This window comes from Kaistella soli, from assembly GCF_019038595.1.
GTDB lineage: Bacteria > Bacteroidota > Bacteroidia > Flavobacteriales > Weeksellaceae > Kaistella > Kaistella soli.
The window spans coordinates 155089-172428 of the sequence record NZ_JAHOPF010000003.1 but is presented as its reverse complement, the minus strand read 5'-3'; the positions used below and the strand labels follow the sequence as shown (position 1 = coordinate 172428).

The following is a 17340-nucleotide window of genomic DNA, read 5'->3' as shown; positions in this document are numbered from 1 at the left end:
CTGAACGGACAGTTCTTCGTATTTTTTTTCAAAGTCTTTGTGTTGTTCCCGCAAATATAAATAAAAATTAATTAAACAATCATAACTGACTGATTTTATTAACGTTTAGTTAAATTTTCATTTAAATTGAATTAGCCTCTGCTGATCAGAGGCTTGGAGATTTTTTGCTTGTTAAAACCCGACATCTATCCATAGCGCACATCGCACTGAGAGGTCGTCCAAAAAAAAATCCCGGACCTCTGAGGTTCGGGATAAATTATTCGAAAAAATATTACTTCAAAATCTTCCGGCTCATGATTTCACCGTTTCGGTTAATCCGGATCAGATACATCCCCTGCGCGAAAGAAGTACCATCGATCACTGCTTTGGTACTGTTCGGCTGCATAGTGGACATCAGTTTACCCGAAGCATCATACACTTCAAGTCCGGTAATTTTCCCCGACTGGGTTTTCACCACAAAGCGGTCACCGTCGCGGTACACCTGAACTTCTTCTTTTAACTCACCATCCGTGGCCAAAACCATTTCCGGTTTGTAAACCAGTTCGAATCTTCCGGTGCTTTCCCCGGCACTGGCGGAGAAGCTGTAACTGCCCTGACTTAAATTCGTCAGGATGCCGGTCTGCTTATCTTTAAGGTATATCGGCTGTCCGGACGCAAACACCCCTTCTTTAGCCTGAACCGTAATGGTATAATTGCCGGCAGTAAAATGAGCGCTTCCCAAAGGAACAACATCGCCGTCCGTAAAACTACTCCGTCCGTTAATCGACACTTTTTCTCCTTCCACAATACTGTAAATCGCGTCGGATCCTCCCATCGAGAAGGAATCATCGCCGGTGAGGGCATTGTTTCCGCCTTCAAAATAAACAACGGCAATCTGGGCAGCCAGATGATTCGGGGTTATCATATTCAGCCAGTAGCGGTTCACAGAAGATTCTTTCCCAAAGAAACTTACCGTGCCTTTATTGGTGGTACGGATGGTATTATTAAATTGAAGCTGTTGGGACGCTACTTTTGACTGGGTCATGAATCCCTGCCCCATTTTCACATACCGGTCAGGCATGTGGGTTCCTGCGAGCCCGGCATCACCGGTGGCAAGAATTCCGGTATCATCTACCGCATTAAACTGTGCATACGCCTGCTGTCCGTAGGAATCACCCATTTGTACGGTTTGACTGTTGGCTCGGTTATCCCATAGATAAAAAGTGGAACTGATAGTACCCACACTACCGCCGTTGAGCCCGTACAAGGCAATAAGATCCAGATTGGAAGGATACGGATTGCCTATAAGGTTAAAACCTCTTTTGGCCATGTTACCGGTGTTGGAGTTGACGAGGCCATAGGTGAAAGCTCCGTTGGTGGGATAACCGGTGAACACCGCATCTACGGTGGAGGTTTTAGCAGGAACACCAGTTTTATTGGGCTCCTTCACCGCCAGTCCACGCCCCTTGATGTAGGCACCACTCGAACTATAGAAAAAATTATTCGCCTCGTTATGGTACAGTACATAATCAATTCCGCTATAGATGGTCTTTAAATTCTGACCTTCCACCGGAGAAATGATATAATTGTACTGCTGTCTTCCACCGGACAGAGTAATGGTGCGCTTAGCCGTAATAGATCCTGTATTAATCGTATTTCCCTCATTCACCTGAACCAGACTTCCGTCAGATTCTACCACAACATCTGTAGCAGCAGCCATATTTTTCACCCAATCCGTTACTTTTAAGGAACCGTTGATATTCAGTTTGCCTCCAGGTTCTACCGTGATGTTTTTTGCAAGTCCGTCTGAACCGGGATGAATGAGAACCGGTTTTTTAATAATCACACATTTGCCCGCATCAGGCACCTCAGGGGCAGGCTTCCATTTGGCATCAGCCCAGTCGGTGTCCGCGGGATTATTCCATATTTTCGAACTGTTCGGCACCATGATGGTTCCTGTAGCGGTACACCCGTTACTTAAAGTAGCTGACGCGGTAACCGTAAAATGGGTTTTATTTTCCAGATCACTGTCACTGGGCTTAATACAGACTGACGGCGATCCGCCCACCGGAGGCACACCCGCGCATCCGGCACCATAGAGAACACCGGTATCACCGCCCCAACTGAAATTAGTAGACAGGGATCGGTTTCCGTAAATTCTTATATTGTCGATGGCCACAATATCCCCGATCCATTCATTGGTGGTTCCAAAGGCAAAGAGGGAAAATCTGAATTTTAGCTGCATTGGATCTTCTGTATCTCCTGGAGGAGGCAAAGGAATGGATTCGTGATAAAAGCGGCTTGGCACGCCCACATCAGTAAAATAAACTTTCAGGTCTTTCCAACTGCTTCCGCCGTCGTAGGAATACTGCACTTTCAGATTGTTCCGGCTCACATCATCTTCTTCAGAAAAATAGTACAGGTCAAAATCCAGTTTAAGCGAAGTATAGCCTGCCGAGTTTAGACTGTTGATTAAAGTATAATGATTCAGCAGATTGGCATTCCGCTGGGTATCTGAAATAATATATCCGAAATTGCCTCCGTTATATCCGGAAGACAGAGCCGGCTTTACCACATGGGGCGGGGTCTCGGGAATGTACGGACTGGATTTCAGCTGCCACACCGCCTGAGGGTCTGCATGTCCCTCTGAAGAATGGACAAACTTGACATCAGACGGGGTTTCGAATTTCTCTTCCAGCAGATTGACTTCTTCCATATCGCCCGAAGAGCTCACAGTGAGCGACGTGCCGGTACCGCAGATATCCGGTGAACTGAGACTGAAAGCGATGGTGGGCGTTGGACTCACCACCACCCGCACCGGCGTACGGTAAGCGGATTCACAGGTACCGTTGGAGGCGGTGACATAATAGGTATAACTTCCTACCGCAAGAACAGGCGTGGTATAAGTACTTCCGGTCGCACCGGCGATCGGCGCACCGTATTCCGAACTGTACCACTGGTAGGAAACCGTTCCGTCAGACCCTGAAGCACTGAGGGTAACCGGCCCCGCCCCACATTGATCTGCAGCAGAAACACCGGTAATTGTAGTGACACAGTCCTGGATGACCTCGAAACCGTAATCTTCTATCTCACCCTTAGCCTGATCATCGCAGGGCCCGAAACCTGTAGCGTCAGAAGTCCTTACCCGAACCGTATAAATCCCGGGTAAAGTTCCCGGCGGTACCTGATAGCCATAAATGACGTTACTTGCCTGAAGACCCAGAGTACTGGTATCATAAATTTTTTCACTGCCTGCATAAACGCCGTCATTGTCCCAGTCTACCCAGGCTTTAATGGTACTTAACGAACCGGTTAAACTCACGTTCATATTGATAACACCGCCGGGAACCTGCTTTGCCCTGTCCGCCAGACCGGTGTTGTCCTCATATCCGTTGACCGAATATCCTGATGAACGGTTAGTATCCGGATTAAGGGTACCCAGAAACTGAACATTACTGATGTAGAGTTCCGCGGAAGTGGAGACCGGAATGCAGGCAGCCGCGGTTTTTAAAATGCCCGCTCCGGCATCGGAATGGGAATCAACAGATCTTGCAGACACAGGAATCTGTGCATGAACTAAATAACTCAGGAAAACAAAAAGTAAAGGAACCGCTTTACCGGATAAAGAGAATAATTTTTTTTTCATACTTACAGCGTTAGGCTCTGACAACCGGATGAGACAGACACAGAGACGGTGATCATGGGTGGGATTTCAAGGTGCACGGACGGCTGTCAGGGAAATTTATTCACATGCATGTGGGGAAACTTCTGTTTTCTCTAAAGCACGCTCGTTCATTTCTGGTAAGGAGAACAGCTCCATGTTTCCGCATATGGAACAGTTCCAGGCGGTATCAGTCTTTTTGCGTAAAATCGCAGGGGGATGGTAACCCGTTTACGGTTTAAAAAGGTAAAAACCGAAAGGAGTGCTGGGGGTATTCATTTTTTTCATTGAGTGTATTTGTAAGACAAATATATAAAAAATTGTTACAAATATGAATAATTTATTTTTTAACCTGTTTTATTATATAGTATTTCAGAATTTTGGATAATATCTTGTCAAATTGATGCCCACTATCTTTTCCGTTTGATAATACAGAAAACAGCTGTGTAACACGGACAAATAGCGGTAAAACGCAATACCTCAGAAGGTCAGATATTTACGGGTTTTTGGGGGAAAAAAATCCATTAACAGAAATTTGCAAATGCCAGTGCAGTCAGCCGGTTCCATGTCACATCGCGAAAAAGCTACCTGTACATTTTTTCCTGCGGATTTCGGATGCGGTGATGGCAGATCCTTGAGCGTTTTATTCTCCCCGCCGACAACTAATCAGTTTCACCTCCGCGCACATGAGGTCAAATTATACCTACAATAAGCGCAAAAAAAATACTGAATGCAGTTTCGGGTGACACGCAGACATAAAAATCTCAAACCTTAGTAAAGGTTTGAGATAGAATAAAATAAATAAATCAGTTATTTGAGTATTTTCTTGGCGGTAATCCGTCCGTTCTGGTTAATCTTCAGAACATAAACGCCATTGCTCATCAGGTTGGAATCGACCACTGCTTTCGTACTTTTCGGCTGGATTTTATAAATGAGCCGTCCCGCGGTATCAAACACTTCAAGATCTGTGATCGGTTCCCGCTGCGCTTTCACCACAAACTCATGACCGTCCCGATACACCTGAAGTTCTTCTTTTACGCTGCCGTCTGTAGCCATAATCGTTTCAGGACTGTAAATGATCTCAAATCTGCCGGTGCTTTCACCTGCAACAGCAGCAAAGGTGTAACTGCCTTCACTTAAATTGGTAATTATTCCCGCCTGTCTGTCTTTAAGATAAACAGCCTGTCCGCTCGCAAATACCCCTTCTTTGTCCCCTAATGAGATGGTGTAATTGCCGGCTGTAAAATGAGTGCCTCCGAGAGGGACAGTATCAGTGATGATAAAGCTGCTTCTTCCGTTGATGGCTACCTTTTCATTTTCTACGATACTGTAAACAGCATCAGAACCTAACATCGACCGCGAATCATCCATAGCAAAACCGTTATTGCCTCCTGCAAAGTATACCACCGCAAGGTGAGCAGTAATATTGGCAGGGCTCTTCATATTGAGCCAGTAGCGGTCCTTGGTTTGTTCTTTTCCGAAATAGTCTGTGGCCGCACTGTTGGTGGTACGGATGCTGTTATTGAAATTTAAATTCATCGCTGCAACATTCGTTTTGACCATAAAGCCCTGACCGGCGCTTACATATCTTGTCGGAATTTTGGTTCCTGCTAAGCCCGGATCACCGGTGGCTGCTGTTCCCGTGCCGGAAACCGCATTGAACAGAGCATATGCTTCACCGCCATAAGCATCCCCTTGCTGTACGGTAAGACTGTTGGCAGTACTGTCCCAAAAGTAGAAAGTAGAGCTGAGATTTCCGGGAACACTGTTATTTAATCCATATAACGTAACTAAATCAATGGTGGAAGGGTACGGATTTCCGGTTAAATTAAATCCTCTGTTCACGTCAGGGGTATTGGAATTGACAATGCCGTAGCTAAACGCACCGTTAACAGGTTTTCCTTTAAAGATACCGGTCACGGAAGATCCGCTAACGGTGGCATTTGCTTCTTTTACCGCTAAACCCCGTCCTTTGATATAAACCCCGGATGAGGCATAGAATTTACCGGTGGCTTCATTATAATACAGCACATAATCAATACCCGGATAGACGGTTTTTAAATTCTGGTCTTCTACCGGAGAAATCAGAAAATTATATTGCTGCCTGCCTGCGGTGAGATTGACGCTCCTTTCTGCGGTAATACTTCCGGCATTTGCAAGAGTAGGAACATCTGCCACCTGAACCAAACTGCCGCCGGACCTTACCACCACATCATCTACCGTTGCATTGTTCATGAAGAAATCTTCTACTTTAACTGAAGCATCCGGGTGAATTGTTAATGCGCCTCCCGGCTCTATCTTGAGTGTTTTTGCCAGTGCATTGGTTGAAGTGAATACATTCACCGGAGTTTTAATCACGACACACTGATTACTTGCAGGAACCGCAGTACTTGGTTTCCAGTTCGGGGTACTCCAGTCGGTTGCCAGGGTGTTCCAGATTTTACCGTTGTTGGTAATAACCACGTTACCGCTGGCAAAGCACAAATTGGAAAGGGTTGCCGTTGCAGTGATATTCCAGTCCGGATATGTTTCCAACTGTACCGCAGTCGGTTTAATGTATACCACTGAAGCCGGTGTTCCTGCAATATAAGGAATCGTGGTGGCAGCATCAGAATAGAAATTAATAGGATTGGTACTGGTCCAGGAGAAAGAAGGAATTAAAGGCTTTTCTCCAAATAGTTTAATGTCATCAATAGCTACTCCGTCACACCAACCTGCTCGGTATCTAATTCTAATTTTAAGGGAATTTAAGTTTGTATAAGCACTCATATCAATAGTTTTGGTAACAAAGTTGGTTCCTATCCCTTCATCTCCTAAATAAGATCTTAAAGGAGTAACCGACCAACCGGCACCAGAGTTTGTTTCCACAAAAACACCTTCTGTGTTTGCATTATTCGAATCATAATAACTTGAAAAATACATTCTAAAAGTCAATGTAAGATTAACAAAACCTGTTGTGTTAACAGCTGTTTTCAATTCTAAAGCTTCATTTACTTTCCCTTGTGTTGTTCCCCCAGCTGTTAAATCTGAAGTTGAGGTTATAAATTTATTGGAACCGAAACCTGATGAAATTGCCGGATACCAAACTGGATATGTTGGATAAGCAGGAACATAGGTACTTGCTTTTACTTGCCAGTCTGTTATTGCTCCGTTAGGAGATGCCAGTCTGTTATTGACAAAACTAATGGTTGCACCTTCAAAATTTTCATCTACTAAAAAGATTTGTTCATTGGATGCCGTTGCTGTTAAATCAATAGTACTGGTTTGTCCACATACTTCCGGACTGTTATTACTGAATGTTAAGGTGGGCACTTTTTTTATAGTAGCAATGACAGCTGTTCTAAATAAAGACTCACAAGTTCCGTTATATGCGGTAACATAATAGGTAGTAGTGGTGCTAATTGATGGTGTTACCCATGAAGAAGTTGCTGAGGTGGTATAGCTTCCTCCTGACGGAGTGGTGTACCATCTGTATTCCTTTGTTCCTGATGTTCCAACCGCATTTAAGGTAACAGTACCCGCTCCACAAGTGGATCCATTAGCGATTGAAGTGATTTTCGCATCACAATTAGCTACGACTGTAAATAAATAATCTTCAGTTTCACTGTATACATTATTGTAAGTGGTACAGGCGTCGAAATTGTTGTTTCCGGTACCACTTTCCTCTATTCTCAATCTTATTCTGTAGTCACCTGGAAGCGTTGCAGGAGGTATGGTAAATCCAAATGTAGTATTTATAAAAGCATTTGTACACTGGTAAACGATTTCACCCGTTTCAAACACTCCATTTTTATTCCAATCTACCCATGCTTTCATAAAATTTGCTCCAAAAGCCGCTTGAGTATCTACGAAAATATTAACCCCTTCTCCCTGTGCTTGAGTCGCTTTGGGTAAACCGGTAAAATCTTGATAGCCTCGAGGTGCGGTGCTAAAAGTAGAATTATTTATTGGGGGATTCGTTAAGTTTCCAAGAAAGGAGACTTGTTTTATATAATTAAATTGATGATAATTATTTGATACTGTTGGAATACAATAACACGGTACACTTGAAGTTGTAAAACTAAAAGTAGCAGAAGTAGCGGCATCACCACACCCATTCTTAGCCACCACTCTCCAGTAATAAGTAGTATTTGGCAGTAAAGCACCGGTATTATAATTATTGGCAGCAACATTTGCGGTTACTGAAGCAGGTACACTTCCTGCTCCAAAATACACGTCATAAGAAATTGCTCCGGCGGCAGTACCCCATCCAATACTGTTAGTAACTGGTCCTGAGCCGGTATAACATACGCCGGTGGCATTGTCGGCAGGTACAGGACCTGTAACTACTGCAGGAACTGCAGTTACGGTAAGTGCTCTTGTTGCGGATGTCACAGAGCAATTTGTGTTGCTTACAACCACATCAAAATTGCCGGCAATAGCTGCTGCAGGATTCGTAATGGTAAGGGTGGAGGTATTTACCCCACTATAAGGGGCAACGTTTGTTAAGTTAACACCTGCTCTCCTCCATTGATACGCAGTTGCACCAGTTGCGGTAACACTGAAAGTACCGGAACCTGTTGTACAAATACTTGTTGCAACGGGTTGAGCGGTAATGACAGGTGTCGCATTTACGGTTAAAAGATAATTCGCTGCACAGGTTCCAACGGTATAAACCACTGTCACTGTACCCGCCGTAACACCAGTTACTATTCTTGTAACGGTATTGATTGTTGCCGAACCCGTTCCGTTTATTACAGACCACGTTCCGCCACCACTTGCATTACTGAATGCCGGTGTGGAAGCACCAACACATACTGCTGCTGCGCCTCCGCCAATTGCGCCCGGTGTTTGCTGAACGGTTAAAGCTTTGGAAACAGAACATGATCCAACTGTATAGACCACCGTTACTGCACCGGCAGTAACACCTGTTACAATTCCCGTTGAGTTATCGATGGTTGCAGCACCGGTTCCATTGGTAACAGACCAGGTTCCTCCTGCGGTGGCATCGGTAAAAGCAGGAGAATCCGCTCCCGTACATACCGTTGCCGCACCGCCGCCGATTGCGGCAGGAGAAGGATTTACCGTTAGATTATAAGTAGCAGGCGTACAGGAGCCTACCGTATAAACTACCGTTACCGTACCTGCAGTAACACCAGTTACTACTCTCGTAACGGTATTGATTGTTGCCGAACCCGTTCCGTTAATCACAGACCAGGTTCCGCCAACACTTGCATTATTAAATGCAGGTGTGGCAGCGCCAACACATACTGTTGCTGCACCTCCGCCAATTGCGGCTGGTGTCTGCTGAACAGTTAAAGCTTTGGAAACCGAACACGATCCTATCGTATAGACTACCGTTACTGTTCCGGCTGTAACCCCTGTTACAATTCCTGTTGAATTATCGATGGTTGCGGAACCTGATCCGTTCGTAACAGACCATATTCCTCCTGTGGTGGCATTGGTAAAAGCAGGAGAATCTGCTCCCGTACATACGGTTGCCGCACCGCCACCGATTGCGGCAGGAGAAGGATTTACCGTTAAATTATAAGTAGCAGGCGTACAGGAGCCTACTGTATAAACTACCGTTACTGTCCCCGCCGTAACACCAGTTACTGTTCTTGTACCGTTATTGATTGTTGCCGAACCCGTTCCGTTAATGACAGACCAGGTTCCGCCAATACTTGCATTACTGAATGCCGGTGTGGAAGCACCGACACATACTGCTGCTGCTCCACCGCCAATTGCGCCCGGTGTTTGCTGAACGTTTAAAGCTTTGGAAACCGAACATGATCCAACTGTATAGACCACCGTTACTGCACCGGCGGTAACGCCTGTTACAATTCCCGTTGAGTTATCGATGGTTGCAGTACCTGTTCCATTCGCAACAGACCAGCTTCCTCCGGCGGTTGCATTGGTAAAAGCTGGAGAATCCGATCCCGTACATACGGTTGCTGCACCGCCACCGATTGGGGAGGGCAAAGGATTAACCGTAAAAGTAGCTGCAGAAGTAGCACTGCCTCCGGGAGTCGTAACCTGTACGGTACCGGTAGTACCCGAACCAACAGTTACGGTAACCGAGGTAGCCGTTGTTGCAGTTATTGCAGCAGCGGTTCCTCCAATAGCAACAGCGGTAGCACCTAATAAATTTGTTCCTGTAATAGTTAATGAAGAGCCTACGCAACCACTGGGAGCACCTAAACTGGTAATGGTTGGAGGGGCAACCAGTCTTAATGCGAGTAAAATTCCCCCATTTCTTTCCGCAGTGTTTAATGTGGCTGAACCTGCGCCCGTGCCACCTGCTACAGCCTTAATAGCCCATGCCGCACCAACAGATGATAGACCTCCATTTTGATTGTCATACAGTTCCGCAAGTGTGCCAGGCGATGTAGTGCTCCAACCCGAATAGGTTGGACTGCTGCCGGCGGCCATTGCAAACATGACAACTGCGGCATTATTGGTGACTGTCGTTTTTGCAGAAGCTGCTATACCTAGTTGTGTTCCCTGAACAGAAAGAGCTCCAGGAGGAACATCAAATGGAGTGACCTGATCGACTCCCGAGAAAGCGACTATTGCACCTGTCGCACCATTGTTTTGGGCATCTAAAGTAAAAGAATAATTTGCAGGTTCAGCTGCGGTAGCTATTTTATACAAAAGTGCTCCCCAACGGAAAAGAAAGGGGCCTGCGACTAAATCTGCACCCGCAATTGGAGACCATCCGGCACTGATAGGATTTGACAGTGTAAAAATACCCCTCTGGGCAATATTGAAAATCATAAGGTCACCCGCAACAATACCTGCCGGTTTGTTGATGGTAAGGGTGCCGGTATTTGAATTAGCTGTTGAAACTCCTCTTAATGCGATTTGCGCAAATGTATTATTGGAAGCTAAAAGTAATAGGGTTAATGCGAGTATCAATATCCTGCCGTAACCAGGAAGTAGTTTTTTTTCCATCACTTTATATTTTGGGGTTAGTATATACCATAGGACAATAGTTGAGAAAAACCAATGGAGTTTTGACGAAACGGATGGCCGACTGACCGCCTGATATTGCCATTTAATACTATTACTTATTCACAATGCTTAATCAACCTTATAGAGGGCATTCGGAAGAAGGGTGGTAAAGGTCTAAAGACCTGAGTAAAAAATCGAGGTCATGACATACACGGATAATGTATTAAGGGCAATTAAAGAGTGCAGCATTCAGAACGAAGAGGTTGTTAAAATCTGTGTCTGTATCGCAGTTCCGTGATCAAGAGCGCCTGAGACGGGAAAAACGGCTTAGAAAAGCAAGTAAAATTGCCATTGCCAGATCGATCTTGGAGGTTTTCATCGTTGTGTTTTTTATTTCCTCACCAATTACAAGTAAAGAAACTTGCTCAAAATTATAAAATTCCATAGAAATATATACCGCTAAAACACCTGTTTTAAATAATATTTAACCATCAAAAGCAATGAAATATAAAAATATTACATAATACTCAGAAAATATATGTTTTTATTTAATTAAGTTTCTTAATGGCATAATTTCGGTCAGGGAAATTGACCGACCAGCCAGCGATTTCAAAGAGGGAATTAGAGATTCCAAAAACTTGCACACGTCCAGATAAGGGTTTCGAAAATTATCTTGCTGTTTCAGTAAGTTCCCGATCGACTTCATCGGTACAGGAAGTCTGCGCGGACATAACATGACACTCCTGTTTCTGTAGTTTTTTTTAGATGATGGTCGAGATTTTTGGTCAGACTCCTTTATCAAACCTTATCCTGTACAGTAATTTCAGGATTAATTATTAACCTGTATAGCTATTTCAGGACGTGTCACGCTCTGGTCACCTGTCAAGCTCCTTCCCATCACCTCCCGGTTTGCTTCATCACAGATCCAATATAGCTCCAATATAGCTCCAATATAAGTCTAATATAAGTCCAATAAAGTATTGGAGAAACAATGCTTTTATATTGGTTTTTAATTGGAGATGCCCCGAACCAATCCACGTCTTTATAAGACGTCTGGTGAAGTCCTGATGACAGAACATCCATCATCGACGGTTTACTTTCAATGAAACTGATCGGGAGATAAGAAATATGAAATTCGCGAAAAAATAAAATATCATAACCGATTGAAAGCAATAATATACTCAACAGGTCACCCGACTATTGTTCGTCAAAATTAAGAATTTTTTACCTTATTTTTCCGATTTACTTATCCTGAATTCACGATCCCTATTTTTATATTTATTACTCAATATTAAGGATTTAAAAAAATCCCAAACCTCCGGAGAGATTTGGGATGTGATAAATTTAAAATAACATTTATTATCTGATAATTTTTCTGTTGGTTATTTTACCGGCCTGATTAATTTTAAGGATATACACTCCATTACTCAGTGAAACTGCAGGAATAACAGTTTTCATGCTTCCCGGCTCTGTTTTTAAACTAAGCCTTCCGCTTGAATCGTAAACCTCCACCTGAGTAATTTTTTTATCTTTTGAGGTGATAACAAAATCATCTCCGTCACGGTAAACCACAAGGTCATCTTTTACGGCTCCATCGGTAGCCAAAACAGCTTCCGGCTGATAAAGGATTTCAAATCTTCCTGTGCTTTCTCCCGCATTTGCAGCAAAGGTATAGGCCCCCTCAGACAGGTTGGTAATGATACCGGTCTGCTTATCTTTGAGGTAAATACTCTGCCCGTTTGCAAAAACACCTTCTTTCTCACCCAGGGCGAAAGTATAATTTCCGGCGGCAAAATGGCTGCTTCCTAAATTTATTTTATCGGTGTTCATAAACGAACTGCGGCCATTGATCGCTACTTTTTCGTTCTCTGCAAAAGTGTAAACCGCATCTGAACTGCTGATCACCCGCGAATCGTCGGCAGCAAAAGAGGAGTTACCACCCTCAAAATACACAATCGCCGCTGAAGAAATAATGCCGGAAGGCGCCTTCAGTCCCAGATAAAAACGGTCATCAACAGTTTCTTTTCCAAAAAACACCGAACCTGTACTCTCATGCGTTCTTAGTCCGTTTGAGAACTTTAAGACCTTACCGGTTCCCAGAGCTTTTACCATAAATCCCTGACCGGTTTTTGCGAACTGGTTCGGCATTTTTTTACCGCCCACGGCAGTTGATGTTCCGGAAGCAGCCAATCCTGTCCCGCGACTCCCCGCCACACTGTTAAATACCGCATACGCATTGCCGCTGTACGTGGATCCCTGTTGCACATATACATCATTGACACTGTTGTCCCAGAATCTGAAAGTCGATTCAATTTCCGTTGCATTATTTTGATAGAAAAGCTTTAAATCTAAATTGGACGGATAAGGATTTCCGATGAGATTATACCCCAGGTTCGCCCCAGAGAAAGCCAAAGGATAGTCAATGGTTCCGTTGAAGGGTTTTCCTTTGAAAAATGCGACAGGTTCTGCCCCTGAAGTATAAGCAGGCTCCTTTACCGCGAGTGCGCGACCTTTGATATAGGCTCCGCTTGAGGTATAAAAGAAGTTATTGGCCTCGTTGTGATACAGCGCAAAAGGCGCAACCACCGCGGTACCGTCTGCTTTTCGGTACATCTCCGTTTTTACGTTGGCATCTTCCACCGGGGATATTAAATAATTATATTCCTTTCTTTCGTTGCTCCTGAAGGTCATATTGCGTTTCACCAGGATATTTCCTGTGTTTACAGCTGTATTATTGACCTGGATAAGATTTCCGTCGGACTCTATGGTAAGGGTACCGTTATTGGTAACGGCATTATCCACTTCCAGAAAATGACCGGAACCCACCGTTAGGGAACCGCCACTCAGGACGGTACAGCTGCACGCTTTAATATCTCCTGCCGAGGTATTGTAATTTCCGGCGATTACCCCATTCAGACCGTTGCCGTCGGGACGACCTTTACTCCATCCATCGGGACCACTTCCGGGATATACAGAATCCTCACCAACCGTTATGGTTGCCGATGAGCTGGCTGAATTGGTACAGCTGCCATTAGAAACAGAAACGATATTAAGCGTTTGATTTGAATTAGCAGAAGAAATTGTTACCACTGCTTTGCCGCTACCGTCTAATACAACAATAGTTGGATTGATACCGTTCACATTGTAAGTAATTGTTGCACCCGGTGTTCCTGCCAGATTAAATACTGCATCGGTGTTTTTGCAGATTCGGTTATTGCCCGTGACGGAAACGGTTGGCGAAGGTTTTACTGTAACGATAATGGTATTGGATGTTGCGGAAGTACCAACCAAACATGGTGTTGCATTTGATATCAGTAAAGCCGTTACTTTATCACCGTTATTTAAAGTACTGGTGGTGTAAGTTGCAGAAGTTGCTTCCGTGATATTCACACCGTTTAACTGCCATTGATAACGAGGTGCTGTTCCGCCATTGGTTGGTGTTGCCGTAAAAGTAACGCTTGTTCCGGCACAGATGGTTGTTACTGTAGCGCTAATATTTACACTTGCAGTTATTCCGGTTAATTGTGCCTCCACTTTAAAAGGAGAACTTGGCGGTGAGGTACAATTTCCGTTATTAGTGGTCACCGTATAATTGGTCCCCGCTGCTAAATTGGAAATTACTCCTCCTGTACCTACCCTCGGACCCACTGGTGAAAATACATACGTATTAGTAGCTATATAAGGGGTTAATTTAGCCGTTCCCGGTGAGGAGCAGGTTGCAAATGTCGTGGTTACTGTGGGGGGTAAGGGGGTAGTCAGTTGCGCTGCAATAGAGAAAGGAGAACTAGCTGCTGAGCTACAATTTCCGTTATTTAAGGTTACCGTGTAATTTGTCCCGAAAACCATACCGGTGATAACTCCACCTGCAACTACCGAAGGTCCACTTGGAGAAAATAAATAATTATTGCCTGAGGCGTAATCTTGAATTCTAGCGGAACCTGCACTAGAACAAGTGGCCGATGTCGTAACAATTGTTGGAGCTGCTGCGGCAGAAACCACTTTTATTAGTACTGCATTTGAAATAATTTTACCGCAACCTCCGTATTTATAAATAGCACGGAAATAGGTGTCTTGGGTTAAAACTCCAATAGTAGAACCAGGTAAAGTTACTGATATAACAGTGATATCCTGTGGATTAGAAAAATCAGGATTTAAAGATCTCTGCCATTTTATCACACCTTCCGTATTATTACTTAAGGTCAAATCGTTTGGCAGGTTACCCGTACATACTGTCTGATCTGACTGCACCACTGAAGGTCCAGTGATGGGTTTTACCGTTATCGTAAATGCATAATATTCGCTTGCACAAACCGGATAGGATGTCCTGACCCTTACGTAAGCCTGGTAGCTCCCAACACCAATACAGTAAGGTACATTTATCCCAAGCGATCCTGAATTTCCGGAAATATTTCCGTTGGCATTGGTAAATCCTGCTGACAACGCTGCATTGTCAAACACAATATCATATTCTGTTCCGTTGTTTGACGAATAAGGAACCTGTACCACTGTAGCAAACTGCGTAACAGAAGTATTTCCCGCAACTGTAATAGATAATGACGGATTAACCACCACACTAAACGGCTGCGAGGCAACCTCCGGACAATTTCCACTTCCTACCACAGCACGATACTCCCAAGTACCGGAGACCGAAGGATTTTCTGAATAAACTGTGGTTGTATTATTAATAGCAGTCCAAGTAGCAGCGTTATTTAATCTTTTCTCCCATCTTAAAACGGTTCCAACATAACCACCCCCTAAAGTCATATTTCCAGTAGACCCGTTCAAACAAATTGGTGTATTCCCGCTATAAACACCACCGCCTACAGGAGTTTTATTTACCAAAATAGTTGTACCCGTATCAGTTGCCGCTTTAAAATTAACATTTGTTGTTGCATTTGCAAAAGCATAGGTAATAATATAAGGTGTTGCATTTGAAGGCAATGTTGCTGTATTAAAAGTGACCGTGAATGCGCCTGCATTTCCGGTTACAGTCGCATTTTGTGTTACCCCATTAATTTTGACATAAACCGTTTCATTGGGTAAAGGATAAACTCCCCCTCCACTTACGGTTCCGCTCAATGTTGTTGTAGGAGTCCCAAAACAAATACTTTGACTAGCGGCTAAATTTGAAAAAACCGGTGTGGGTCTTGTATCATTGGTAACATTAACGATTCCTTTTGTCAGCTCAAAGAAGCCATTATCTTTGTAAGTTGCAGCCGAAGAGGTAGAACCCCATTTTCCGTCTATTTTCTTATAAACCCCTAAGGTTAAACTTCCAGCATTGATAATCGTTCCATCAGCAACACTTGCTTTCACTCCATTGCTGATGGATAAATTACCTGCAACAGATGTTGTATTTGAAGTTGACTTCACCCCACTACCCGAAAAAATAAGATTATTATAAGCCGTGTTATGGACATTCTGATCCGCACCATTGTAATTCACAGTACTGCCTGTTCCATTTAAATTAATCACATTTGTTCCTGTTGCCGACAAATTAAATGCATTAGCATTTCTCAGTAATAAAATACCAGATGGAGCAGCAGATGCCATACTAAAAGTTGAAATATTCCCGTCATCATTACTTGTCTCTATTTTTCCAAGTAAATTTATTGTTCCACTTTGGAAATAAAATGCAGCATCATTTCTTCTATTTTTATTATGAGCGTTCGACCATATATTAATATTCCCGCTTACATTTAAGTTGTAAATAGTAGAATTTAATTTAGACGTATAAACGCCGTCAGATTTTATATTCTCCTGTGTTCCTACAGTGACGGTTAAAGTATTTATCGTTCCTGATCCTGAAATTTCTGCCTCAGAATCTCTATCTTGTAATGAATTGAGCTTAACATCTCCAGTGACAGTAAGCGTAATACCCGAATTCACTGTGAGTGTTGCAGCTGTGCCCGTAAAAGTAATTGATGCACAAGTGTTATTTACGGATACTATTGGATTATTAGCCACTTTAGGAATGATGACAGCATCAGCAGCAAGAGGTACTTTATTTCCGGTCCAGTTGGCTGCATTATTCCAGTTGGAATCCGCAGTACCAGTCCAGGTATTGGTTTGCCCAAAAAACAGGCAGCTTAAAAATAAAAACAACAGAACAGAACTTTTTACCAAAAAATATTTTTTTATCATTTCAATGTAGGTTTAAAAGAAATTTGCAGACTTATGAAGATTAGTAAAGGTGTGCAGACTGCACAGGCAATATCCCCAATAACAGTAATGGAGCTATCGCAGGTCAATATTCCTTTTTAGTAAGGTTTGATCCTGAAGATGGAAGAGTGAAAAATCTTTGATTGAGAAGTTTTGGAAATACAGCAGATAGCCTGCCCCTTGGAGGGAAAGTAATTTTGTTTCATCATAATGTGTTTTGAAGTGTAATATATTGTCTTACACTTGTTTTTTAACCCGTCACGATTACCGTGACTATTTTCTTAAACTAAAGAAAATAACAGAAAGATGTAAAGTTTATATTAGCATGCTTAATTAAAAAACCCCTTTAATAATTATAGCAGATAGACTTAGTTACCCTGTTAATTTCAGGGAGCAAAATTAATAATAATATTTGATATACAAATATATTATTCATAATTTTTTAACGTAAATTTTACGAAGTATGTTAAATCCGAAAAAATATTTAACATAATATGCATTGAATAACACGACTATTTTTACGAATAGCTAAATGTCTCATCGAGAGAATATAGGGCGTTTGCTCCGATTTCCTTAATCTAACAGAATGTCTGTTAACTACTTGC

Annotated in this window: 3 protein-coding genes; all 3 read right to left on the bottom strand. The window is 43.2% G+C overall.

What is annotated here, in order from left to right:
• Window positions 1–271: 271 nt before the first annotated feature.
• The 3 genes from KSK37_RS06530 to KSK37_RS06520 all read right to left on the bottom strand — a co-directional run bounded on the left by KSK37_RS06530 (window position 272) and on the right by KSK37_RS06520 (window position 16717).
• The gene (locus KSK37_RS06530; protein ID WP_217200264.1) at window positions 272–3625 is read right to left on the bottom strand and encodes a GEVED domain-containing protein; all 3354 of its coding nucleotides are present in this window, start codon (window positions 3623–3625) and stop codon (window positions 272–274) included.
• A gap of 825 nt (window positions 3626–4450) precedes the next feature.
• The gene (locus KSK37_RS06525; protein ID WP_217200262.1) at window positions 4451–10573 is read right to left on the bottom strand and encodes a GEVED domain-containing protein; all 6123 of its coding nucleotides are present in this window, start codon (window positions 10571–10573) and stop codon (window positions 4451–4453) included.
• Window positions 10574–11932: 1359 nt separating this feature from the next.
• Window positions 11933–16717 (bottom strand): T9SS type A sorting domain-containing protein, encoded by a 4785-nt coding sequence (locus tag KSK37_RS06520; protein WP_217200260.1) that lies wholly within the window; start codon window positions 16715–16717, stop codon window positions 11933–11935.
• Window positions 16718–17340: the final 623 nt, after the last annotated feature.

Excerpts from the sequence above, each read along its gene's own strand:
- KSK37_RS06530 (WP_217200264.1), bottom strand. The coding sequence starts at position 3,625 with ATGAAAAAAAAATTATTCTCTTTATCCGGTAAAGCGGTTCCTTTACTT.
- KSK37_RS06525 (WP_217200262.1), bottom strand. The coding sequence starts at position 10,573 with ATGGAAAAAAAACTACTTCCTGGTTACGGCAGGATATTGATACTCGCA.
- KSK37_RS06520 (WP_217200260.1), bottom strand. The coding sequence starts at position 16,717 with ATGATAAAAAAATATTTTTTGGTAAAAAGTTCTGTTCTGTTGTTTTTA.